This window comes from Lachnospira sp. CLA-JM-H23 (genome assembly GCF_040096425.1).
In the GTDB taxonomy this organism is placed as follows: Bacteria; Bacillota; Clostridia; order Lachnospirales; family Lachnospiraceae; genus Lachnospira; species Lachnospira rogosae.
Window position 1 is genome coordinate 118,299 of sequence record NZ_JBBMET010000005.1, and the last position, 23,798, is coordinate 142,096.

At 36.5% G+C, this 23,798-nt stretch carries 20 protein-coding genes and 2 tRNA genes; 17 read left to right on the top strand and 5 right to left on the bottom strand.

Features of this window, described 5'->3' with window-relative positions:
• Nucleotides 1-51 precede the first annotated feature (51 nt).
• The 9 genes from WMO42_RS07960 to WMO42_RS08000 all read left to right on the top strand — a co-directional run bounded on the left by WMO42_RS07960 (nucleotide 52) and on the right by WMO42_RS08000 (nucleotide 9,854).
• Nucleotides 52-1,536: a glutamate synthase subunit beta gene (locus WMO42_RS07960; protein ID WP_349191988.1), complete on the top strand. Its 1,485-nt coding sequence runs from the start codon at nucleotides 52-54 to the stop codon at nucleotides 1,534-1,536.
• A 284-nt stretch (nucleotides 1,537-1,820) separates the two neighbouring features.
• Nucleotides 1,821-2,246: a hypothetical protein gene (locus WMO42_RS07965; protein ID WP_055306165.1), complete on the top strand. Its 426-nt coding sequence runs from the start codon at nucleotides 1,821-1,823 to the stop codon at nucleotides 2,244-2,246.
• A gap of 130 nt (nucleotides 2,247-2,376) precedes the next feature.
• Entirely contained in the window at nucleotides 2,377-3,666 is a 1,290-nt protein-coding gene (gene tig / locus WMO42_RS07970; protein WP_055306164.1) for a trigger factor, read from the top strand.
• Nucleotides 3,667-3,840: 174 nt separating this feature from the next.
• Nucleotides 3,841-4,422: an ATP-dependent Clp endopeptidase proteolytic subunit ClpP gene (gene clpP, locus WMO42_RS07975; RefSeq protein WP_022207568.1), complete on the top strand. Its 582-nt coding sequence runs from the start codon at nucleotides 3,841-3,843 to the stop codon at nucleotides 4,420-4,422.
• A gap of 112 nt (nucleotides 4,423-4,534) precedes the next feature.
• A complete protein-coding gene (clpX, locus tag WMO42_RS07980) occupies nucleotides 4,535-5,806 on the top strand; it encodes an ATP-dependent Clp protease ATP-binding subunit ClpX (RefSeq protein WP_055174102.1) in 1,272 nt (423 codons plus the stop codon).
• Nucleotides 5,807-5,809: 3 nt separating this feature from the next.
• Nucleotides 5,810-8,158, top strand: a complete 2,349-nt coding sequence (gene lon, locus WMO42_RS07985; RefSeq protein ID WP_318295577.1) for an endopeptidase La — start codon at nucleotides 5,810-5,812, stop codon at nucleotides 8,156-8,158.
• 21 nt (nucleotides 8,159-8,179) lie between these two features.
• Complete coding sequence (yihA, locus tag WMO42_RS07990; protein ID WP_022502629.1) at nucleotides 8,180-8,767, top strand: ribosome biogenesis GTP-binding protein YihA/YsxC; 588 nt, start codon at nucleotides 8,180-8,182, stop codon at nucleotides 8,765-8,767.
• 205 nt (nucleotides 8,768-8,972) lie between these two features.
• Complete coding sequence (locus WMO42_RS07995; protein WP_022502630.1) at nucleotides 8,973-9,209, top strand: HPr family phosphocarrier protein; 237 nt, start codon at nucleotides 8,973-8,975, stop codon at nucleotides 9,207-9,209.
• 36 nt (nucleotides 9,210-9,245) lie between these two features.
• Complete coding sequence (locus WMO42_RS08000) at nucleotides 9,246-9,854, top strand: peptidylprolyl isomerase (RefSeq protein WP_349172568.1); 609 nt, start codon at nucleotides 9,246-9,248, stop codon at nucleotides 9,852-9,854.
• 170 nt (nucleotides 9,855-10,024) lie between these two features.
• Here the strand turns inward: WMO42_RS08000 and WMO42_RS08005 are convergent.
• Nucleotides 10,025-10,107: transfer RNA gene (locus WMO42_RS08005), tRNA-Leu, on the bottom strand.
• Between the two features lie 266 nt (nucleotides 10,108-10,373).
• Here WMO42_RS08005 and WMO42_RS08010 point away from each other — a divergent pair.
• From WMO42_RS08010 to WMO42_RS08045, 8 genes are all read left to right on the top strand, one after another.
• Nucleotides 10,374-10,458: transfer RNA gene (locus tag WMO42_RS08010), tRNA-Leu, on the top strand.
• Nucleotides 10,459-10,680: 222 nt separating this feature from the next.
• A complete protein-coding gene (gene thiD / locus WMO42_RS08015) occupies nucleotides 10,681-11,481 on the top strand; it encodes a bifunctional hydroxymethylpyrimidine kinase/phosphomethylpyrimidine kinase (RefSeq protein WP_055306161.1) in 801 nt (266 codons plus the stop codon).
• A gap of 24 nt (nucleotides 11,482-11,505) precedes the next feature.
• A complete protein-coding gene (locus tag WMO42_RS08020) occupies nucleotides 11,506-12,471 on the top strand; it encodes an AEC family transporter (protein WP_022502633.1) in 966 nt (321 codons plus the stop codon).
• Nucleotides 12,472-12,538: 67 nt separating this feature from the next.
• The gene (scfA, locus tag WMO42_RS08025) at nucleotides 12,539-12,685 is read left to right on the top strand and encodes a six-cysteine ranthipeptide SCIFF (RefSeq protein ID WP_012739622.1); all 147 of its coding nucleotides are present in this window, start codon (nucleotides 12,539-12,541) and stop codon (nucleotides 12,683-12,685) included.
• A gap of 172 nt (nucleotides 12,686-12,857) precedes the next feature.
• The gene (scfB, locus tag WMO42_RS08030) at nucleotides 12,858-14,216 is read left to right on the top strand and encodes a thioether cross-link-forming SCIFF peptide maturase (protein WP_055306159.1); all 1,359 of its coding nucleotides are present in this window, start codon (nucleotides 12,858-12,860) and stop codon (nucleotides 14,214-14,216) included.
• A 31-nt stretch (nucleotides 14,217-14,247) separates the two neighbouring features.
• On the top strand, nucleotides 14,248-16,488 hold the full coding sequence (gene secD, locus WMO42_RS08035; protein ID WP_349191993.1) for a protein translocase subunit SecD: 2,241 nt from the start codon (nucleotides 14,248-14,250) through the stop codon (nucleotides 16,486-16,488).
• Between the two features lie 119 nt (nucleotides 16,489-16,607).
• The gene (gene recJ, locus WMO42_RS08040; RefSeq protein WP_349192042.1) at nucleotides 16,608-18,314 is read left to right on the top strand and encodes a single-stranded-DNA-specific exonuclease RecJ; all 1,707 of its coding nucleotides are present in this window, start codon (nucleotides 16,608-16,610) and stop codon (nucleotides 18,312-18,314) included.
• On the top strand, nucleotides 18,311-19,336 hold the full coding sequence (locus WMO42_RS08045) for an ABC transporter substrate-binding protein (protein ID WP_242854089.1): 1,026 nt from the start codon (nucleotides 18,311-18,313) through the stop codon (nucleotides 19,334-19,336). The genes recJ and WMO42_RS08045 overlap by 4 nt, the downstream gene beginning before the upstream one ends.
• Before the next feature lie 121 nt (nucleotides 19,337-19,457).
• On the opposite strand, the gene WMO42_RS08050 is transcribed toward WMO42_RS08045, so the two are convergent.
• From WMO42_RS08050 to abc-f, 4 genes are all read right to left on the bottom strand, one after another.
• Complete coding sequence (locus WMO42_RS08050; RefSeq protein ID WP_172677767.1) at nucleotides 19,458-20,747, bottom strand: chloride channel protein; 1,290 nt, start codon at nucleotides 20,745-20,747, stop codon at nucleotides 19,458-19,460.
• 31 nt (nucleotides 20,748-20,778) lie between these two features.
• On the bottom strand, nucleotides 20,779-21,231 hold the full coding sequence (locus WMO42_RS08055) for a CYTH domain-containing protein (protein ID WP_055174107.1): 453 nt from the start codon (nucleotides 21,229-21,231) through the stop codon (nucleotides 20,779-20,781).
• Nucleotides 21,232-21,343: 112 nt separating this feature from the next.
• Nucleotides 21,344-21,625, bottom strand: coding sequence for an HU family DNA-binding protein (locus WMO42_RS08060; protein WP_022502640.1), 282 nt, complete (start codon nucleotides 21,623-21,625; stop codon nucleotides 21,344-21,346).
• A gap of 137 nt (nucleotides 21,626-21,762) precedes the next feature.
• Nucleotides 21,763-23,667, bottom strand: coding sequence for a ribosomal protection-like ABC-F family protein (gene abc-f, locus WMO42_RS08065; protein WP_349191995.1), 1,905 nt, complete (start codon nucleotides 23,665-23,667; stop codon nucleotides 21,763-21,765).
• Nucleotides 23,668-23,798: the final 131 nt, after the last annotated feature.

Here is a 23,798-nt window from a genome sequence, read left to right on the forward strand (position 1 = left end):
TAAGTCTGCTGGTACATATTTGTGAAAATGTGTATTTGAAAGGAGATAATCATGGGAAAACCAACTGGATTTTTAGAATATGAACGTGTGGAAGCTAAAGCAGTTTCACCAAAAGAAAGAATAAAGAATTTTAATGAATTTCATACACCACTTTCAGAAGCTGAGCAGAGATGCCAGAGTGCCCGCTGTATGGATTGTGGCGTGCCATTCTGCCAGTCAGGTATGAATATAAAAGGAATGACAAGTGGCTGTCCTCTTAACAACCTTATTCCTGAATGGAATGACCTTGTATACACGGGCAACTGGGAGCAGGCTTATAACAGATTACATAAGACAAGCAATTTTCCTGAATTTACAAGCCGTGTATGTCCTGCACTTTGCGAGAAGGCTTGTACCTGTGGACTTAATGATGATCCAGTATGTACTAAGGAAAATGAGATGGCTATAATTGAGCATGCATATGCCAATGGACTTGCTGGTCCTAAGCCACCTAAGGCAAGAACAGGAAAGAGAATTGCTGTAATAGGTTCAGGCCCTTCAGGACTTGCAGTAGCAGACCAGTTAAACCAGAGAGGTCATCTTGTGACAGTATATGAAAGAGCTGATAGGGTAGGCGGTCTTTTAAGATACGGAATACCTAATATGAAGCTTGAAAAGCATATAATTGACAGAAAGATAGATGTTATGAAGGAAGAAGGAATTGAATTCATAACAGAAGCTAATATTGGACAGAATATTAAAGCTAAGAAGATAATGGAAGATTATGATGCTGTTGTGCTTGCTGTAGGTGCTTCTAATCCTAGAGATATCAATGCACCTGGAAGAGATGCCAATGGAATACATTTTGCAGTAGATTTCCTCACAGCTACAACTAAGAGCCTTCTTGACTCAGATCTTACAGATGGCAAATATATCAATGCCAAAGACAAGAATGTTATTGTAATTGGTGGTGGTGATACAGGTAATGACTGTGTCGGAACTTGTATAAGACACGGCTGTAAGTCGGTAACACAGCTTGAAATGATGCCAAAAGCACCAGATGTAAGAAGAGATACTAATCCTTGGCCACAGTGGCCTTTAGTCTGCAAGACTGATTATGGTCAGGAAGAAGCTATAGCAGTATTTGGACACGACCCAAGAATATATACAACAACAGTTAAGGAATTTAAGAAGGATAAGAAGGGCAATCTTGAAAAGGTTGTAACTGTCCAGCTTGAATCTAGGGTTGATGAGAAGACAGGAAGAAGAATGATGGTTCCGGTTGAGGGAACAGAAAAAGAACTTCCTTGTGAGCTTGTTCTTATAGCTGCTGGTTTCCTTGGAACACAGAAGTATCTTACAGATGCATTTGGTGTTGAGGTTAATGAGAGAACTAACATAAAGACAGATGTAGACAAGTTCGCTACTAATGTAGTAGGAGTATTCGCTGCCGGCGACTGCCACACAGGCCAGTCACTTGTTGTAAAGGCTATCAGACAGGGCAGGGACTGCGCTAGGGAAGTTGATAAGTATCTTATGGGATATACTAATCTGTAATTCTTAGTCTGTAAGTAAAGATTACATTTTATAAAACTATTAAAATAAGTAAGAAGCCCGCAAAGACTAGCGTATGGTCTTTGTGGGCTTTTTGAAGTGAAGTTGTATTGCTATATGTGGGATTTTTTCGTATACTTAATATTGTTTAAATTAAAGCCTGTAATTCGATATATAATTAAATTTATATATTGCAGGGATGAGTGTTGTTCAGGTTATTGGACTAAACTGCGGGTTTGGATACCAGTAATGGAATATGAATAAATAAATAGAAAGGTCAGAGATATATGAAGAACAAAGTAAATGGAATATTCAGAAAAGTATGCAATATACTTGAATGGATAATATCGGCAATTCTTGTGGTTGTCGTTGCAGTTATGTGTGTGAGGTTTGTGTTTGATCTTGGTGGAATGTTTGATAGTGCACCAGTGGAATTCTTTGAAACTTTTGTTGCAGATATAATGACGCTGGCGGTTGGAGTTGAGCTTATTAAGATGTTATCACAGCATACGCCGGCAACAGTTGTTGAAGTGCTTATGTTTGCAATAGCAAGGGAGATGGTTACACATCATGATTCGGCACTTAACACAGCATTAGGTGTATTATCTATATGTGTGTTATTTGCTACAAGAAAGTTCTTCTTCTGCAAGAATGATTATGATGATAATAATGCAAAGGAAGAAGTTGATGCCAAGGACGAAATATTAAAATAAACATAAATAAATATAAATTATAAAAAATATATTGGCAAATTAATACCTGATGTGATACAATTCATTAGTATGTACATTGTACGAATAGAAAAGAGACTTCATATATATATTTAAGGAGGAATTATTAACAATGAGTTTTAAAGTTGAGAATATGGAAGAAAAGAATATGGTCAAGCTTGTAATCGAGGCTACAGCTGAAGAATTCGAAGCAGGTCTTAATACAGCTTTTAATAAGAATAAGAATAAGATTAGTGTTCCTGGTTTCAGAAAAGGCAAGGCTCCAAGAAAGATGGTAGAAAAGCTTTACGGAACAGAAATCTTCTACGAAGATGCAGCTAATGCAATTATTCCTGATGCTTATGCTAAGGCAGCAGATGAAAGCGAATTAGAGATAGTTTCACAGCCTAAGATTAATGTAGTTCAGATTGAAGCTGGAAAGCCTTTCATATTTGAAGCTGTTGTAGCTGTTAAGCCAGAAGTAGAACTTGGACAGTACAAGGGTGTAGAAGTAGAGAAGTGTGATACAGAAGTTACAGATGCTGATGTTGAAGAAGAATTAAAGAAGGTTCAGGATAAGAATTCAAGAGTTGTTACTGTTGAAGACAGAGCTGTTAAAAATGGCGATATGACAACAATTGACTTTGAAGGATTTGTTGATGGTGTAGCATTTGAAGGCGGTAAGGGTGAGAACTATCCACTTACAATCGGTTCACATTCATTCATTGATAATTTCGAAGAGCAGATTATAGGTATGAACATTGGTGATGAGAAAGAAATCAACGTAACATTCCCAGAAGAATACCACGCTGAAGAATTAAAGGGTAAGCCAGCTATGTTCAAGGTAAAGGTTAACGAGATTAAGGAAAAGGTTCTTCCAGAACTTGATGATGATTTCGCTCAGGACGTATCTGACTTTGATACACTTGCAGAATACAAGGATGATTTAAAGAAGACAATAGCAGAACGTAAGGCTAACGAAGCTAAGGCTAAGAAGGAAGACGAAGCAATCGCTAAGATTATCGAATCTTCTAAGATGGATATTCCAGAAGCTATGGTTAACACACAGGTTAACAGAATGTTAGAAGATTTCGCTCAGAGATTACAGATGCAGGGATTATCAGTAGAACAGTACTTCCAGTATACAGGTGTAACTGCTGAGAAGATTATCGAAGATATGAAGCCAGAAGCAGTTAAGAGAATTCAGTCAAGACTTGTTCTTGAAGCAGTTGTTAAGGCAGAAGGTCTTACAGCTTCAGAAGAAGAATTCCAGGATGAGCTTAACAAGATGGCTGAGCAGTACAAGATGGAAATCGAAAAAGTTAAAGAATTTATGGGTGAATACGAAGAAAAGCAGATTAAGGAAGATATCGCAATCCAGAAGGCTGTTGATGTTATCGTTAACTCAGTAGTAGAAAAGTAATTAATACTTAATATACGAAAGCAATATATACGGATTTAAGTGCAGGCTGCCTGTGTGCTACGGCATATAAGCAGCTATTGCCTGTCTGTATGCAGAATTTGTGTCAGTGCGCACTTGACACAGGTTTATATGCGCAATATGTTATATAATCTGTGCGCAGAAATGAGGATTAAGATGAGTTTTGTACCTTATGTCATTGAACAGAACAGCCGTGGAGAAAGATCTTATGATATTTATTCACGTTTGTTAAAAGACAGAATTATTTTTTTAGGTGAAGAGGTTACAGATGTGTCTGCAAATCTTGTGGTTGCGCAGATGTTATTCCTTGAAGCAGAAGATCCAAGCAAGGATATACATTTTTATATTAACAGCCCAGGTGGTTCTGTGTCTGCAGGTTTTGCAATATATGATACTATGCAGTACATTAAGTGCGATGTGTCTACAATCTGCATTGGTATGGCAGCTAGTATGGGAGCATTTCTTCTTTCAGGCGGAACTAAAGGCAAAAGACTTGCTCTTCCTAATGCTGAGATTATGATTCATCAGCCATCAGGTGGTGCAAGAGGACAGGAAACAGAGATCAGAATAGTTGCAGAGAACATTTTAAAGACAAGAAACAAATTGAATGAAATACTTGCAGCTAATACAGGTAAATCAGTAGAAGAAATCTCTCGAGATACAGAACGTGATAATTATATGACTGCACAGGAAGCTGTTGCATATGGTTTGATTGATAGTGTTGTTGAAAAGAGATAGTTGCTTAACGGGACTGTAGCTTTTCGCACAGTCCCGTTTTTTAAGACAATAATACAGTGGGTACATTTGTTAATCAGGTGTATAAAGCTGTTATAGTAATTGTGGAGGAAGTATGGCAGGCAGAAATGTAGATGAAAAGCTAAGATGCTCATTCTGTAATAAAACACAGGATCAGGTTAAGAAGCTTATAGCTGGCCCTAATGGGGCGTATATATGTGATGAGTGTGTAGGAATATGTGCTGACATTCTTGACGAAGAATTTGAAAATGAGGAAGATGTTCAGGAAGATGCTGAGGGTATGAATATCAACCTTTTAAAACCTAAAGAAATCAAAGAATTTCTTGATGATTATGTGATTGGACAGGATGAGGCCAAAAAGGTATTATCAGTTGCTGTATATAATCATTACAAGAGAATATTATCAGCCAAAGATGTCGATGTAGAGCTTCAGAAGAGTAATATTCTTATGTTAGGACCTACAGGTTCAGGTAAGACATTTCTTGCCCAGAATCTTGCAAGGCTTCTTAATGTACCATTTGCAATTGCAGATGCTACAACACTTACAGAAGCAGGTTATGTAGGTGAGGATGTAGAGAACATTTTATTAAAGCTTATTCAGGCGGCTGATTATGATGTTGAAAAGGCACAATATGGAATTATCTATATTGATGAGATAGATAAGATAACTAAGAAGTCGGAAAATGTATCTATAACAAGAGATGTATCCGGCGAGGGCGTACAGCAGGCACTTCTTAAGATATTAGAGGGAACTGTTGCTTCTGTTCCACCACAGGGAGGAAGAAAGCACCCACAGCAGGAGCTTATTCCGATTGACACAACTAACATTCTCTTTATATGTGGTGGTGCTTTTGACGGACTTGAGAAGATTATAGAAGCAAGAATGGATCAGAGTACAATCGGATTTAATTCACAGATTAAAGATAAGACAGCAACTGAAGATGTTGGAGAGATGTTCCATAAGGCACTTCCACAGGATCTTATTAAGTTCGGTCTTATTCCTGAATTTGTAGGAAGAGTACCTGTTGTTGTTGCACTAGATTCGTTAGATGAGGATTCGCTTGTAAGAATTCTTAGAGAACCTAAGAATGCTATACTTAAGCAGTATAAGGCATTATTAAGCCTTGATGAAGTGGATCTGGAATTCGATGATGATGCAGTTAAAGCTATTGCACATAAGAGCTTTGAAAGGAAGACTGGAGCAAGAGGATTACGTTCTATATTAGAAGCTGTTATGAACGAAGTTATGTATGAAGTGCCATCTGATGAAACGATAGCAAGATGTACAATAACTAAGGATGCAGTTATGGGGACAGGAAAGCCTGTTATAGAGTATAGAACTGATGAAGTTAAGAAAGCACAATAAATTATGAATATGATTACAATACCAGTAATTGCGTTAAGAAGTATGACCGTGTTACCCGACATGGTCATACATTTTGATATAAGCAGAAAAATATCAATTAAAGCAGTAGAAGCTGCTATGGAAAATGATGAGAAGGTACTGCTTTTAACACAGACTGATTCAACAGTTAAAAGTCCTACAGCTAAAGATTTATATATGACAGGAACTATAGCTTCTGTTAAGCGGGTTATAAGAATGCCTAATAAGTTAGTAAGAGTGCAGGTTGAGGGACTTAAGAAGGCTGTAGCCGCAGACATTAATACTGAGGGTGATTACATATATGCAGATGTACAGGAGTGCAGTACATTTATAGAAGAAACGGATAAAGTATCAGATAAAGCTATTGTCATTGGAATGAATGAATTATTAAGACAATATGCGGCTGCTAATCCAAGATGTAATAAGGAGATGCTTAATCACTGGCTGGCGATTGACAATGCCAGAGAACTTATGAGCAGTGTAATCTGTGATTTTCCTATGGAATATACTGACCGTCAGAAGTTCCTTGAGATGAATAATATACTTGATATGTATGAATATATTGCAGGGATACTTATAGAGCTGACGCAAGCGTATAGTATTAAAGAAGAAATATCTGGTAAAGTCAGGGCTAAAGTAGATGAGAACCAGAGAGAATATATATTAAAAGAACAGCTTGAAATTCTTAATAAGGAGCTTGGGCAGGATGAGTATTCTGAAACGAATGAATTAGAAGAAAAGATAGATAAGCTTAATGCTTCTGATGAAGTAAAGGATAAGCTTCATAAGGAGGTAAAAAGGCTTAAGAACTTATCTAAGGGTTCATCAGAGGTCAATGTTGAAAGAACATATATTGAGAATTGTCTTGAACTTCCTTGGAATAATATGTCAGAGGATAACAATGATATTATTAATGCAAGAAAAGTGCTTGATAATGACCATTATGGAATGAAAGATATTAAAGACAGAATAATAGAGGCACTTGCTGTAAGAAATATAACTTCTAATACAGATGCTCCGATATTATGTCTTGCAGGACCTCCGGGAACAGGAAAGACTTCAATAGCACGTTCGGTGGCGGCTGCCCTTAATAAAGAATATGTAAGGATATGTCTTGGCGGAGTAAAAGATGAAGCAGAGATAAGAGGACATAGAAAGACATATGTCGGTGCAATGCCGGGAAGAATAATAGAGGGTTTAAAGAAGGCAGGAACAGCCAATCCATTAATGCTTCTTGATGAGATTGATAAGGTGAGCAATGATTATAAATCAGATACAGCCTCGGCTCTTCTGGAAGTGTTAGACAGCGAGCAGAATTCACATTTTACGGATCATTATATAGAAATGCCTGTAGATTTATCTAAGGTATTATTTATAGCAACGGCTAATGATTTATCAACACTCAGCAGACCGCTGCTTGACAGAATGGAGATTATAGAAGTATCTGGCTATAGTGTTAATGAGAAGCTTCATATAGCAAAGGAACACCTTGTTGGCAAGCAGCTTCGTAAGAACGGGCTTGCCACATCACTTTTAAAGATATCAGACTCAGCATTAAAGCATATAATTCTTGGTTACACTAAAGAGTCAGGTGTGAGGGAGCTTGAAAGACAGATTGCCAAAATATGCAGAAAAGCAGTAACCAAGCTGTATGAGGCAGGAGTTTTTAATGCTGATGGCACAAGAAACAAAGAAGTCAAGGTGTGCATAAGAATAACGGACAAGAATTTGACTGATTATCTTGGCAATATTAAATATAAGACTGACAAAGCATACAAGAAGCCACAGGTAGGAATTGTAAGAGGACTTGCATGGACAAGCGTTGGTGGTGAAACTCTTGAAATAGAAGTTAATGCAATGCCGGGAAGTGATGATTTGAGGCTCACAGGCAATATGGGAGATGTTATGAAAGAGTCTGCTATGATTGCGTATTCTTATGTGAGAGCTATTACTGAGAGTGGAAAATATAAAGTTGATATGAAGTATTTTGATGAACATATGCTTCATCTTCATATACCAGAAGGAGCAGTTCCTAAAGATGGTCCATCAGCAGGAGTGACAATGACAACGGCTATGTTGTCGGCAGTTACAGGTATACCGGTAAGACCAGATGTCGCTATGACAGGCGAGGTGACTCTTAGAGGAAGGGTACTTGCAATAGGCGGGCTTAAGGAAAAGCTTCTTGCGGCCAAGCTTGCTGGTATGAAGAAAGTGCTTGTGCCAGAAGAAAATGTATCTGATGTAGAAGAGTTAGATGCAGAGATAACTGACGGCTTAGAACTTGTATATGTAAAGGATATGTCAGAGGTTCTTAATAATGCACTTGTATTATAGAGCATAGAAATGAGGATAAATATGGTAATTAAAAAGGTTAATCTTGATATAGTAATAGGTGTGACAAGTGCTATACCAGATACAGAGTTTCCAGAGGTAGCATTTGCGGGCAAATCAAATGTTGGTAAGTCATCTTTGATTAATGCTCTTATGAATAGAAAATCATATGCAAGAACATCGTCACAGCCTGGTAAGACACAGACTATTAATTTCTACAATATTAATGATGCGATGTATCTTGTTGACCTTCCGGGATATGGCTATGCCAATGCCAGTCCTGCGGTAAAGGCAAAATGGGGTAAGATGATAGAGAAATATTTAAGACAGTCTGCTAATCTAAAGCAGGTGTTCTTATTAGTTGACATAAGACACGACCCATCAGAGAATGATAAGATGATGTATAACTGGATTGTTGATAACGGCTTCAGACCGGTTATAATTGCAACAAAGCTTGATAAATTAAAGAGAAGCCAGATAGCAAAGCACGTTAAAGCTGTAAGAGCAGGTCTTGGTCTTAAAGAAGATGATATACTCATACCATTTTCTTCACAGACAAAGCAGGGGCTTGATGAACTGTGGAATACAATAGAGGGCTACATCGGGCAGTAATTATTAAAGATGCACATTATGCAGTAACAACTGGTATGGCATAAAAAGTAACAGCTGGAATATTATAAAAAGTCAGATAATCGCAGTGACAGATATATTAAACTGGTTGTAATTATTTATGAAAAGTAGTATAGTTGTTGGTGTTGTGGGTTGATTAATTACATTTGAAGAATTGTAGGATAATTTACAGGAGGATTATTAGTATATGTTGACAGTAACAATTTTACTTGATTCAGTTGAGAAAGTTCAAAGATTTGTGAGCAAAATAAGCAGATATTCGTGTGGATTCGATGTCGAATGTGGCAATAGCTGTGTTGATGGTAAGTCTCTTGTTGGATTATTCAGCCTTGATATAAGCAGACCACTCCAGCTGACAGTTAATGGCGGCGAGAGTGAGATTGAAGATGTGTTAAGAGATATTAACGAATTTATGCAGTATTAAGGAAGCAGAATTTCTTGGACTGGAATGGAGAAAGAATTGAAGAAGATACTAAGTATATTAATTGCAATGATGTTATCAGTGTCTTTAATGGCCTGTGGAAAAGCTGCTGACAGCCAGACACAGACTAAAGAAGAGGATAATCTTTTATCAGGAAAACATCACGTTACAATTACAGTGCAGGATTATGGTGATATTAATGTGGAATTAGATGCTGACGTGGCACCTATTACAGTGACTAATTTTATTAATCTTGCTAATGATGGATTTTATGATGGACTTACATTTCATAGAATAATCAAAGGTTTTATGATACAGGGTGGTGATCCACTTGGCAATGGAACAGGTGGCTCGGATAATAAGATAAAGGGCGAGTTCAGCAATAATGGAATTGAGAATAATCTCTCGCATACAAGAGGAGCAATCTCAATGGCACGTTCAAGTAATAATGACAGTGCAAGTTCACAGTTCTTTATAGTTCATAAAGACAGTACATACCTTGATGGTAATTATGCCTGTTTTGGTTATGTAACAGATGGTATGGATATTGTAGATAAGATATGTGCCAATGTTAAGGCAACAGATGACAATGGTACGGTTGCTAAGAATAACCAGCCGATTATAACTAAGATAGCAGTTATTGATTAGGAATAATATCGGATTATAGAAATAACAATGGATTGTAATAACCAGAGTTATAGATTTGGGTAACAATTGTAATAACCTGTGTTACAGGTCTTGATTACAATTGTAAATATGAAATGTAAAAAAGGTGTGATAGGAATTAATCTTATCACACCTTTAAAAATATTAATTAATGCGGAAAATGGGACTTGAACCCACACGTGGTAACCCACACAAGAATCTGAATCTTGCTCGTCTGCCATTCCGACATTTCCGCTAACTATATTATTGTATTCTAAGGCAGGGATTTTGTCAAGGCATAAAGAAGTACTAGTTAGCAGACACACTTAATTTAAAAAAGATTAAAAATCAATAGTAAGAATTTGAAGATAGATTTAATATTATTTTTAAAAAGTGACAGTTATACAACAAAATTAAAGACGAATTAAAAAATAATAGAAAAAATTGTAAAAAGCTGTTGACAAAGTGTTACGCAGATGATAATATAATCAAGTCGTTGGGAAACAGCGATTAACTAAATAAGCAGTCGTGGCGGAATTGGCATACGCGCTAGACTAAGGATCTAGTCCATATTGCTTGGGTGCGGGTTCAAGTCCCGCCGACTGCACTTTATTGAGGGAAGCTGGTCAGGCTTCCCTTTTTCTATATCAATATATAGATATAGAAAGTAAATATGTATGCAGATTGTGATTATGAAAATATCTGTTTATGCAAAGGCATCAGTGTCTTATATAAAAGGTTAAGTGTATTTATAGGAAAATAATAATATATTACACAGAATATTAATTGATAAAATATAAAAAATGATAAATAAGGAAATAAGGATATTATGAAAAAAGTATTGACAATAGCGGGAAGTGATTGTAGCGGAGGTGCTGGAATACAGGCGGATTTAAAGACATTTGCCGCACACGGTGTATATGGAATGAGTGTTATTACATCACTTACAGCACAGAATACAACGGGCGTATATGGAATAATGAATTGTAAGAAAGGCTTTACAGCAAGCCAGATAGATGCGGTATTTGAGGATATAAGACCAGATGCGGTAAAGATTGGAATGGTGTCTGAACCATACATAGTAGAGGAGATAGCAGAAGAATTAAGAAAATACAAAGCGGTTAATATTGTGTTAGATCCGGTTATGGTGTCAACAAGTGGTAAGAAGCTCATCACTAAAGAAGCAGAGGAAGTGCTTATTAAGAAGCTTATGCCGCTTGCAACAGTTATAACACCTAATATTCCAGAAGCTGAAAGTCTGTCAGGCATAACTATTAATGACAGATATGATATGGAAAAAGCGGCAGAAATCATCTATAAAAAGATAAATATTAATGATGAAGGACCGGCAGTTCTTGTAAAAGGCGGACATTCCATTAATTGTGCTAATGATTATCTGTATACAGAGATTGGAACAAGCTGGTTTGAGGCAGAAAGAGTAGATAATCCTAATACACACGGAACAGGCTGTACGCTGTCATCTGCTATTGCATGTAATATAGCAGAGGGGTATAGTGTTAAGGAGTCGGTTGCAAGGGCGAAGGAATACATAACAGGTGCTCTTAAGGCTGGACTTAACATAGGTAAGGGAAGTGGACCTCTTAATCATATGTATGTGCTTGATAAGTAAAATGGTGTGGATAGGAGATTGATAATGGATAGTTTTATATATAGTATTAATGCAACAGTTCCTATATTTCTTGTGATGATTATAGGGTGGTTTATTAAACAGATAGGCCTTATTGATGACCATTTTGCCAATGTTGCTAACAGATATGTGTTTAAGGTGGCATTGCCAGCATTACTGTTCAGGGATTTGTCAAAGTCTGATTTTAAAGGTAAATTTGACCCGCAGTTTGTATTGTATTGCAGTATAGTAACAATACTTATGTTCTCATTAGTGTGGATAGCAACTGAGATATTAATGAAAGACGATACACAAAAGGGAGCGTTTGTGCAGGGTTCGTGCAGAAGCAGTGCAGCAATTCTTGGAATGGCATTTGTGCAGAATATGTATTCAGATACAGGAATGGCACCGCTTATGATTGTTGCAGCAGTTCCGTTATTTAATATATTTGCAGTCGTTGTACTTACATTTAAGGCACATCCGGCAGACAGCAGTGAAGCTGTTAAGGCTGGAAGAGGTAATAATATAAAAAAAGCATTTGTTAATATATTAAAAAATCCAATTATTATAGGTATAGTTCTTGGTTTTATATCATCAATGCTTAATATGAAGTATCCTGCAATTATTAATAAGACTATAGAAAGCCTTGCACAGACAGCAACACCTATAGCTTTAATATGCATTGGTGCAGGTTTTGAGGGGAGAAAAGCATTAAAGAAGATAAAGCCTACTATTATAGCAACATTTATTAAACTTATAGGACTTGCGGCAGTGTTTATTCCGGTTGCAGTATTTCTTGGCTTTAGAAATCAGGAGCTTGTGGCGGCTCTTATAATGCTTGCATCTCCTACTACAGTTACAAGCTATGTTATGGCAAAGAGTATGGATAATGATGAGGTATTATCATCAAGCATAATTGTTTTGACGACAGTATTATCAAGCATAACATTAACAGGCTGGATATTTATTTTAAGAGCATTAGGCTTGATATAAAGTTGTTGAAAATGTAATAGCTATATGTTATACTTCTAATAGTTATGAACAAAAAGGAGGTATTGTTGTGAAGCATATTAAGACAATCAGCAATCGCGTATTAAAGGATACAATGAAGCACGGTGGATGTGGCGAATGCCAGACATCATGTCAGTCAGCTTGTAAGACATCTTGCACAGTTGGTAACCAGAGCTGTGAGAATAAGAATAACTAATAATTAGTTAATTGGTTAGTGAAGGGTAAGAGAGTGCTAAAGCATTTTAGACACTCTCTTATTTCTGTTAAGACAGTTCATAGTTAGTGTATGTCTGATAGCTACAGGTATATTAGTTAACTGTGATTAAGAATAAATGGCTGTATACAGCCAATAGAAATTGAGGATAATTATGATACATCAGTATAAGAATAATGGATATAACATCGTGTTAGACGTAAATAGTGGTTCTGTACACGTTGTTGATGATATAGTATATGATATAATCGCACTTTATGAGAATTCAAGTGTTGATGAGATAGCAGATAAGCTTAAAGATAAATATAAGGAAGAAGATATCAGGGAAGCCTGTCAGGAGATAGAAGAATTAAAAGAAGAAGGACAGCTTTTCACAGAAGATATATATGAGCCATATATAGATTCATTTAAGGACAGACCTACAGTTGTTAAAGCTCTATGCCTTCATATTGCACACGACTGTAACCTTGCCTGCAGATATTGTTTTGCAGAAGAAGGTGAGTATCACGGAAGAAGAGCTCTTATGAGCTTTGAAGTTGGTAAGAAGGCATTGGATTTCCTTGTTGCTAATTCAGGCTCAAGAAGAAATCTTGAGGTTGACTTCTTTGGTGGTGAGCCAACAATGAATTTTGAAGTTGTAAAGCAGCTTGTAGAATATGGAAGAAGCCTTGAAGAAGAGCACAATAAGAAATTCCGTTTTACACTTACAACTAATGGTATACTTCTTAATGATGAGATACTTGATTTTGCCAATAAAGAGATGAGCAATATCGTATTAAGCATAGATGGACGTAAAGAGATTAATGATCTTATGCGACCAACAAGAAATAACCACGGAAGTTCATATGACATTATAATGCCTAAGTTTAAAAAGGTTGCTGAAAGCCGTAACCAGATGAATTATTATGTCAGAGGTACATTTACACATAACAATCTTGATTTTTCAGAAGATGTTCTTCACTTAGCAGACGAAGGTTTTGAGCAGATTTCGGTAGAGCCGGTTGTTGCACAGCCTACAGACTCTTATGCGATAAGAGAAGAAGACCTTCCAATTATATTTGAGCAGTATGATAAGCTTGCCAAGGAAATTATTAAGAGAAAGAAAGCAGGCAATGGGTTTAATTTCTTCCACTTTATGATTGATCTTAACGGTGGTCCTTGCGTGGCTAAGAGATTATCAGGCTGTGGCTCAGGATGTGAGTACCTTGCTGTTACTCCTTGGGGTGATTTCTATCCATGTCATCAGTTCGTAGGTAATGAAGATTTCCTTATGGGTAATGTTGATGAAGGCATAACCCGTAATGATATAAGAGATGAATTCAAGAGTTGTAATGTATATTCAAAAGAAAAGTGTAAGAACTGTTTTGCCAAGTTCTACTGTAGTGGTGGGTGTGCCGCTAATTCTTACAACTTCCATGGTAACATCAATGATGCATATGATGTTGGCTGTGAGATGCAGAAGAAGAGAATTGAATGTGCAATTATGATAAGAGCTGCGATGGCAGAAGATTAAAAGGAATGTTGAAGGGAGTATTAATAGTAAAATGAAGTACAATTTAACTAAGAAGATAAGCTATAGCATTATTATTCTTGTATTGCTTGTAGGACTTTCGCTTACAGCTATATTCGGAATGAACGGCAAAGGCTATGGCAGTGCTAAGGACATCAACTTAGGTCTTGACCTTGCAGGTGGTGTCAGTATTACTTATGAGATTAAAGAAGATAACCCAAGTTCCCAGGATATAGAAGATACTATATATAAGCTTGAGAAACGTATCGAGGGAAGAAGTACAGAATCTCAGGTCTACAAAGAGGGCGAGAACAGAATTACAGTAGAAATTCCAGGTGTTACAGATGCTAATGAAATTCTTACAGAATTAGGAACACCAGGTTCACTTGAATTCCTTGATTACACAGGTTATACAGCGTGGTCACAGGGAGAGGATTACACACCACTTCTTACAGGTTCTGACGTAAAGACAGCACAGGCTTACACAGATACATCATCTAAAGACAGCACACCATATGGTGTATCGCTTACATTTACAGATGAAGGTGGAGATAAGTTCGCTGAGGCAACAGCTAACAATATAGGAAGCAGAATATACATAGTATATGATGGTTCGGTTGTAAGTTATCCAACAGTTAATCAGGCTATAACAGGTGGTAATGCTTCAATTACAGGTATGGAAACATTTGATGCGGCAGATAATCTTGCTACATACATAAGAATTGGATCTATTCCTCTTACACTTAATGAAGTAAGCTCTAATATCGTAGGTGCACAGTTAGGACACGATGCAATTCATACAAGTCTTATAGCAGCAGCTATTGGTTTTGCATTGTTATGTGTATTTATGATTGCTATATACAGAGTACCAGGTGTTGTTGCAACACTTTCGCTTATTATATACACAACATTAGTATTATTCCTTGTAAGTGTATATGATCTTACATTAACACTCCCGGGTATTGCCGGTATCATACTTGGTATTGGTATGGCGGTTGATGCCAATGTTATTATCTATACACGTATCAGGGAAGAGATAGCCGCAGGAAAGGGTGTTGAGAATTCTATTCTTGCAGGTTATAACAAAGCTACATCAGCTATCGTTGATGGTAACGTAACAACACTTATTGCAGCTATTGTACTTTATATATTCGGTACTGGTCCTGTTAAGGGATTTGCAACAACTCTTGCAGTAGGTAACATAGTTTCAATATTTACAGCACTTGTGATTACTAAAGTTATTATGAAGCTTCTTTATAACTTTGGTCTTACTAAGCCATCGATGTATGGAAAGACAACACATAGAAGAACTTATGATATTCTTTCAATTAAGAAATGGACTATTACGGTTTCAATTGTTCTTATTGTTATTGGTTTTATAACAATGGGAGTACAGAGTGCACTTGGTAACAGAGCACTTAATTTCAGCCTTGAATTTGTTGGCGGTTCAACAACAAGCTTTACATTTGACAAAGAATATTCACAGTCAGAGATAGAGAATGATATTATTCCTGTAATCAGGGATGCTGCAGGTATAACAGAAGTACAACAGCAGAAGGTTCAGAACTCAACTAAGGTTTCATTTAAGACAACAGACCTTTCACTTGAGCAAAGAGAAGCTGTTGAGGAAGCTGTAACAGCTAAGTTCCCTATTGAAGATGGTTCGATAGTTGAGACAGACACAATCAGCTCATCTGTCAGCAGTACTATGAAGAAGAATGCTATTCTTTCAGTAATTCTTGCTACAATAGCAATGCTTATATATATCTTTGCAAGATTCAGGGATATCAAATTCGCGCTTGCAGCTGTTATGGCTCTTTTACAGGATGTATTAGTAGTTATTACATTCTATGCAGTATTCAGAGTGCCAGTAGGTAATACATTTATTGCCTGTATGCTTACAATAGTAGGTTACTCAATTAATGGTACAATCATTATATTTGACCGTATCAGGGAAATGTTAAAGAGTGCTAACTCTAAGACTAATATTACAGAGCTTGTTAACTCAGCTATAACAAGTACATTAACAAGAAATATTAATACAACAATAACAACTCTTATTATGCTGGTTATGTTATACATACTCGGTGTAACATCAGTTAAGGAATTCTCACTTCCACTTATTGTTGGTATTATCGTAGGTTTCTACTCATCAGTATTCCTTACAAGTTCATTCTGGTATATGCTTGGTGGAAAGAACAGAGGAGTTATTGATGAAGCAGTTAATAAAAGAAAAAAAGCAGAAAGCATAGGTAAAGACGGAGCTCAGGTATAATAAATAATTAATATAATGGCTTTGTAAAGCAGTAAAATGGTGCATCATCAAACGATGCACCATTTTTAATACAAGCAATATTGCCATAAGAATGGAGAACAAACGTGAACAGCAAATGGATGGTATACGCCAAAAAAGCAGATTTTAAGCAGATAGCCTCTGAATACGGAATAGATCAGGTTCTTGCCCGTATAATAAGAAACAGGGATATATGCGGCAGTAAAGATATAGATATGTATCTTAATGGGAATCTTAACGATATACATAATCCTCATAGTATGAAAGATGCCGATAAATTTGTTGATATTATTACTAAGAAAATAGAGGAACATAAGCCTGTAAGAATAATCGGAGATTATGATATTGATGGAATATGTTCTATTTATATATTATTCTGCGGCTTAAAGGCGGCAGGAGCAGATGTGGATTATGTTGTACCGCATAGGATAAATGATGGTTATGGAATTAATGAGCATTTAATAGACAATGCAATCAATGAAGGGATTGATACAATTGTTACCTGTGATAATGGAATAGCTGCATATAATCAGATCAGGTATGCAAAGGATAATGGAATTACAATAATAGTGACCGACCACCACGATGTTCCATTTGAGATAAAGGACGATAAAAAGGTATACATTGTACCTCCGGCAGATGCAGTTATTAACCCTAAACAGGCAGATTGTGATTATCCATTTAAGCTGTTATGTGGAGCAGGCGTTGCATATAAGCTTATAAGCCTGTTATATGACAGATTAGGGCTTGATAAGAAAGAGCTTGAAGATTATATTGAATTTATGGCAATAGCCACTGTAGGTGATATAGTCGACCTTATTGACGAGAATAGAATAGTAGTTAAATATGGCCTTAAGCATATTGCACATACAAAAAATACAGGGCTTAGGGCACTTATAGAGGAGTGCCAGCTTGATATTAATAATATAAGCTCATATCATATAGGCTTTGTAATAGGACCATGTCTTAACGCCAGTGGACGTCTTGATACAGCAAGACAGGCAATTGAACTTATGCTTTGCAAGGATAATGAAAAGGCACATAATATGGCAAAAGAGCTTATAGCCCTTAATAATGAAAGAAAGTCAATGACAGAGCAGGAGACGCAGAAGGCAATAGAATTAGTAGAGAATACTGGTCTTCTTAAGGATAGAGTGCTTGTTATATATTTAAAGGACTGCCACGAGAGCATAGCTGGAATAATAGCAGGCAGAATTAAAGAAAGATATTACAGGCCTACATTTGTTATTACTAATGCTGAGGACGGGGCAAAAGGCTCAGGACGTTCAATCGAAGGCTATAATATGTACGAAGAGATTAATAAATGTAAAAATGTTCTCACTAAATATGGTGGACATCCTATGGCGGCTGGTTTATCATTAGCAATATCTGATATTGACATATTCAGAAAAATGCTGAATGATAATGCGATACTTACAGATGAGGATTTAATTCCTAAAATGTGGATTGATGTTCCAATGCCTGTATCGTATGCCAATATCCGGCTGGTTAACCAGTTAAAGCTGCTTGAACCATTCGGAAAGGGTAATGAAAAGCCGGTATTTGCAGATAGGAACTTATATGTAAAGACAGCTTCAGTTATTGGAAAGAATAAAAATGTTCTTAGATGCCAGTTAGAAACAGAGGACGGAACTTATGTACCTGCTGTACAGTTTGGAATTAATAATATAGATGATATTCCAAGGGCAGGAATGAGAATTTCTATAATATATTATCCGGATATCAATACATTTAACGGAATAATGTCATTACAGATAATTATAAAGGAATGGAAGGAAACAATATGAGAGAGAGAATGAGGAAACTGACAGCTGCTATTCTTATGCTTGTAATGGTCAGCGTAATGTTTACAGCCTGTGGCAGTAACAGCAGTGATAAGTCAGACAATGCAACACAGGAAAGTACAAGTGAGTATGTAAGCGAAGACATAAAAGTAGCTGCACTTAAAGGACCTACAGCTATAGGAATGGTTAAGCTTATGAGCGATAATGAGGATAATAAAACAGCCAATAATTACACATTTCAGATAGAGGCGGCGGCAGATGCATTTACAGCAGACCTTATAAAGGGCGATGTCCAGATTGCAGCTATGCCTTGTAATGCGGCGGCAACACTTTATAATAAGAGTAATGGCAAGGTATCTGTTGTAGGAATTAATACACTTGGCGTGTTATATATACTTGATAATAAGGGCGAGGTAACTAATGTAAGCGACCTTAAAGGACGTACAATATACACAACAGGTAAAGGAACTACACCTGAATATACATTAAGATACCTTTTAAATACCAACGGAATTGACCCTGATAAGGATGTACACATTGAATTTAAGTCAGAGGCTTCCGAGGTTGCGGCTATTATGGCATCAGCGAAGGAAGAAACTGTAGCTATGCTTCCACAGCCATTTGCTACAACAGTTCTTATGAATAATAAGGAAGCAAGAATAGCTCTTGATGTTACTAAGGAATGGGAAAATGTATCAAAGGACGGAAGTACAGTAGTAACAGGTGTAATAGTTGTCAATACAGAATATTACAATAACCATAAGGCTGCGGTTGACAAGTTCCTTGAGGAATATAAGCTTTCAGCAGATTATGTTAATGCAAATGTAGATGAGGTTTCAACACTTGTAGAAAAATATGGTATAACAAAAGCCGCAGTTGCAAAGCAGGCAATACCTAAATGCAACATAACAATAATAACAGGCAGTGATGCCAAAGACAAAATAAGCAAATATTTAAATGTTCTTTACGAAGCAAATCCAGCTTCAGTTGGTGGAAAGCTTCCAGAGGACAATTTCTACAAATAAAATATATAAGAATGATGCATAGTTAAAGCAGTAAAAGCGGTAAAAGCAGTAAAAAGGCAATTCATTAGCAGAAAAATCGGTAGATATGATAATTCTGTATGAATTGCCTTTTTTATTATAATTAATGTGAATGTCTGTTAATATATTCTGTCTTGTATTTAGAGTAAACAATCTTCTGGCTGTTATAAAGACTGTAGTAGCCAGAGAGCATATAACTTATTGCTACGCATATAATTACGAATTTCATTGAACCAGCACCAAACATTTCAATTGATAATATGAAAGAAGTGAGTGGGCAGTTAGTTACGCCACAGAATACGCTTACCATACCGCACGCGGCACATAAGCCGATTGGAAGTCCGAATACAGGAGCCAAAAAGCTTCCAAGAGTTGCACCGACAAAAAGTGTAGGGACAATCTCACCGCCTTTAAATCCACCACCTAATGTAATGGCTGTAAACAGCATTTTTAAAATAAAGACATACCACGAACAGCTTGTTATAAAGCTTGCCGCAATCATAGGAGCACCAGCACCAAGATAATCAGTAGTACCGGTTATATATCTTAAAATAATAACAAGCACACCAGCTATTATAATACGGATATATGGGTTGCTTAAGTATTCAGAATATATTTTGGCTGATGAATGAAGCATATAACAGAATACAATGCTTGCGAGGGCAAATATTACTGACATTATCATAAATCTTATTCCGGTAGATATGCTTAGTTCACATATTTCGCTTATTATAAACATAGTTGGTGTTATATTGAATAACCCAGCTACGCCGGAAGCAATAAGTGCGGATATAATACAGGGAACAAGTGCGGCGTAATACATAACCCCCACACTTATAACCTCCATAGAAAATATGGCTGCGGCTATAGGAGTTCCGAAAAGAGCAGAGAAACAGGCACTCATTCCGCACATAATCATAATTCTTGTATCTTTGTCGTCAAAATGTAATATTTTGGCGATAAAATTGCTTAAGGAGCCGCCAACCTGCAGGGCTGCACCTTCTCGTCCTGCTGAACCACCGCAAAGATGTGTAAGCAGTGTTGATATTATAATAAGAGGAGCAACACGGACAGGAACTTCTGCATTGGACTGGATTGCTGTTATTACAAGATTAGTTCCTGTATTCTTGTCTTCGTGCGTAAAATGGTACATAAGAACGATTATTATACCGGCAGCAGGAAGAAAGAATAAAGTGTAAGGGTGTTGGATCCGAAAGCTTGTTACATATTGTAAAGCTTTATAAAATAATGCTCCGATAAGTCCTATAAAGCTTCCTGTAAATAAAGAGCAGAGAAGCCATTTGATAAGTGTTAAGGCTGCCATTCTTGCTCTTTGAAGTGTTTCAAGAGTAATATCAGGACTTATATCTAATATATCAGAGAGTTTTTTCATCAGGTTATCCTCTTTTCTTAGAGTGTTCACGTTAGTCGAACTTCTTTTTACTCATATTGCTGTTGTGATATTCAGGGTTATTAGTTACATCTTCTGTAAAAAACTCTGGCATAATGTAATTGTCAGCTTCTTCTATAGTGTTAAATTCAACTTCTGCAATAACAGTGCCGTTGAATGCTCCTTCAAATATGTCAAGTTCAATAGTGTATCCGTTACCATCTGGAATTTCATAACGCTTTTTGGTTATTATATTACCGTCAGCTTTTTTAATCAAATGTTCATACGAGTCTTTGGTGAGTGGAAGATTGTATTCTTCACGTGCCATCATACCACTGCCTTTGTAAGTAAGATAATAATCATCATTATCACGTCTTACCCTGACTACAGGTTTAGTTGAAAGATAACCCTGTTCAATATATCTGCAATTATAATTGTCCAGATTATCTGGCAATTGTGCAACTAAGAATTTACGTTCTATTTCCATAGTGTGTCTCCGTTTTCTGAATTTCATTGATAATATTTATATGTATCTATAAATACATATAAAAAAGACTGTCACCTAAGTGACAGTCGCAATATCCACTATCGAATATTAATTATTTAGCTGAGTTAACAGTATCCTTTAAAGCCTTACCAGCCTTAAACTTAGGTGCCTTAGAAGCAGGAATTTCAATAGCCTTACCTGTCTGAGGATTCTGACCTGTTCTAGCAGCTCTTTCAGCAACTTCGAAAGTACCGAAACCAACTAACTGAATCTTGTCACCATTCTTTAACTGTTCAGCAACAGTTTCTGTGAAAGCCTTTAAAGCCTTCTCAGCATCCTTCTTTGAAAGTTCAGCCTTCTCTGCGATTGCAGCAACTAACTCTGTCTTATTCATAATAAACTACATCCTCCTTAAATGAAATAAGTAATAATAAGTATAGGTTATTTATACTCCATATAGGTAATTTTGTCAATAAAAAACGCTTAAGAATTGCCTTATTTCGGCATTTTTCGCTGTTTTTGGTATTGGAATTATAATGTTAATTCCCCCCATTTATCATATAGCTCATCAAGCTCTTTGCTAAGAGCTTCCTTCCTGGTGTGTATTTCCATAAGTTTGGCAGTATCACTGCTTATGGCAGGGTCGGCGTACATATTATCAAGTTCCTCAATCTCAGCCTCAATTAAAGCCATGCGTTCTTCAGTACGCTTGATTTCGTTTTTAATCTTCTTTTGCTGTGCCTGCTTTACCTTTTCTTCCTGCCAGTTAAGCTTTGAAATGGCTGAACTGCTGGATTTAGAAATGTTATTGGTTATTGGTTTTGCTCCTAGTATATCCTTTTTTTCAAGATAATAGTCATAATTACCAATATAATTAACAACTGTTTTATTGGCAAGCTCAATAATTCTTGTTGCAGTAGAATTAATAAAGTATCTGTCGTGTGATACGAACAGGACAGTACCTGTGTAACTATTAAGTGCATTTTCAAGAATTTCCTTTGAAGTGATATCAAGGTGGTTAGTAGGCTCATCTAATATAAGGAAGTTGGCATTAGAGAGCATAAGTTTGGCTAATGATACACGTCCGCGCTCGCCACCGCTTAAGTCTTTTATATACTTAAATACATCTTCATTGGTGAATAAAAATGCTGCAAGGGTATTTCTTATCTGTGTATTATTAAGGTCTGGGTAAGCATCCCTGATTTCATCAAAAATAGTCTTGTCAGGGTCAAGAACGTGGTGTTCCTGATCATAATAACCAATATTTACTTTAGCACCAAGATATATCGAGCCTGAATCGGCAGGTATAATTCCATTAATTAATTTTAATATTGTTGTCTTGCCTGTTCCGTTACTTCCGATAAGTGCTACGCGTTCACCACGTTTAATCTGGAAGCATATGTTATCAAAAAGAACAGTTCCGTCAAAACCTTTAGTAAGGTTGTCTACAGTAAGGACATCATTACCGCTTATTACATTAGGTTCAAGCTTAATATCCATTTTGTCGTTTAAAATTTCAGGCTTATCGACAAATTCCATCTTGTTAAGCATTTTTTCACGGCTTTCAGCTCTTTTAATAGATTTCTCACGGTTGAACTGCTTAAGCTTTGTTATAACCTCCTCCTGATGTTTGATTTCACGCTGCTGGTTAAGATATTCCTTTAGCTGCATATTGCGCAGGATAGCTTTCTTTGAAGCGTAATCAGTATAGTTGCCTGAGAATACAGTTGCATTGCCATTGTCTAACTCGATAATCTTGCTTACTATCTTGTCAAGGAAATATCTGTCGTGGGCAACTATAAGTACAGCACCACTGTAGTTAAGCAGATAGTTCTCCAGCCAGCTTATAGACTCCATATCAAGGTGGTTGGTAGGCTCGTCAAGAAGTATAATATCAGGCTTTGATAATAAAAGCCTGCCAAGTGCAACCCGTGTCTTTTGTCCGCCTGATAAAGTATTAACATTAAGTGTGAAATCTTCTTCTGCAAAGCCAAGGCCTTTAAGAACACCAGTTATCTCGCTTTTGTAAGCGTAACCGTTGTTTAATTCAAACTCGTGGTTAAGGTCTGAATATTTCTTCATAAGTGTTTCAAGAGCTGTATCATCTGCTGATTTCATCTGGTTCTCAATACTTCTTAGCTGTGCTTCCATATCAAGGATATATTGCTTCACAGATAAAAGCTCATCATAAATTGTGTTGTCTGAATTAAGATTTTGCTGCTGTGAAAGATAACCTAAAGTCTTGTCCTTAGCTAACGTTACAAGTCCTGTGTCAGCAGGTTCAATTCCGGTTATAATCTTTAAAAGAGTAGACTTTCCAGCACCGTTGATACCAACGATAGCTGCTTTTTCGTGGTCTTCAATATTAAAAGAACAGGATTTGATAATAACATCTGTTCCAAAAGATTTACTTATATTATTACAGGAAAGAATCATAATAACAGTGTTCCTTTCTTTAAATTAATTAGTTGAATTATACTTGCTTTAAGAATAAATTGCAATTTTTTTGACTTATTTCTTCCTATAATGTATTATTAAAAAGTTAGACTAAGATAAGTGTATTAAAT

Excerpts from the sequence above, each read along its gene's own strand:
- WMO42_RS07960 (WP_349191988.1), top strand. The coding sequence starts at position 52 with ATGGGAAAACCAACTGGATTTTTAGAATATGAACGTGTGGAAGCTAAA.
- WMO42_RS07965 (WP_055306165.1), top strand. The coding sequence starts at position 1,821 with ATGAAGAACAAAGTAAATGGAATATTCAGAAAAGTATGCAATATACTT.
- tig (WP_055306164.1), top strand. The coding sequence starts at position 2,377 with ATGAGTTTTAAAGTTGAGAATATGGAAGAAAAGAATATGGTCAAGCTT.
- clpP (WP_022207568.1), top strand. The coding sequence starts at position 3,841 with ATGAGTTTTGTACCTTATGTCATTGAACAGAACAGCCGTGGAGAAAGA.
- clpX (WP_055174102.1), top strand. The coding sequence starts at position 4,535 with ATGGCAGGCAGAAATGTAGATGAAAAGCTAAGATGCTCATTCTGTAAT.
- lon (WP_318295577.1), top strand. The coding sequence starts at position 5,810 with ATGAATATGATTACAATACCAGTAATTGCGTTAAGAAGTATGACCGTG.
- yihA (WP_022502629.1), top strand. The coding sequence starts at position 8,180 with ATGGTAATTAAAAAGGTTAATCTTGATATAGTAATAGGTGTGACAAGT.
- WMO42_RS07995 (WP_022502630.1), top strand. The coding sequence starts at position 8,973 with ATGTTGACAGTAACAATTTTACTTGATTCAGTTGAGAAAGTTCAAAGA.
- thiD (WP_055306161.1), top strand. The coding sequence starts at position 10,681 with ATGAAAAAAGTATTGACAATAGCGGGAAGTGATTGTAGCGGAGGTGCT.
- WMO42_RS08020 (WP_022502633.1), top strand. The coding sequence starts at position 11,506 with ATGGATAGTTTTATATATAGTATTAATGCAACAGTTCCTATATTTCTT.
- scfB (WP_055306159.1), top strand. The coding sequence starts at position 12,858 with ATGATACATCAGTATAAGAATAATGGATATAACATCGTGTTAGACGTA.
- secD (WP_349191993.1), top strand. The coding sequence starts at position 14,248 with ATGAAGTACAATTTAACTAAGAAGATAAGCTATAGCATTATTATTCTT.
- recJ (WP_349192042.1), top strand. The coding sequence starts at position 16,608 with ATGGTATACGCCAAAAAAGCAGATTTTAAGCAGATAGCCTCTGAATAC.
- WMO42_RS08045 (WP_242854089.1), top strand. The coding sequence starts at position 18,311 with ATGAGAGAGAGAATGAGGAAACTGACAGCTGCTATTCTTATGCTTGTA.
- WMO42_RS08050 (WP_172677767.1), bottom strand. The coding sequence starts at position 20,747 with ATGAAAAAACTCTCTGATATATTAGATATAAGTCCTGATATTACTCTT.
- WMO42_RS08055 (WP_055174107.1), bottom strand. The coding sequence starts at position 21,231 with ATGGAAATAGAACGTAAATTCTTAGTTGCACAATTGCCAGATAATCTG.
- WMO42_RS08060 (WP_022502640.1), bottom strand. The coding sequence starts at position 21,625 with ATGAATAAGACAGAGTTAGTTGCTGCAATCGCAGAGAAGGCTGAACTT.
- abc-f (WP_349191995.1), bottom strand. The coding sequence starts at position 23,667 with ATGATTCTTTCCTGTAATAATATAAGTAAATCTTTTGGAACAGATGTT.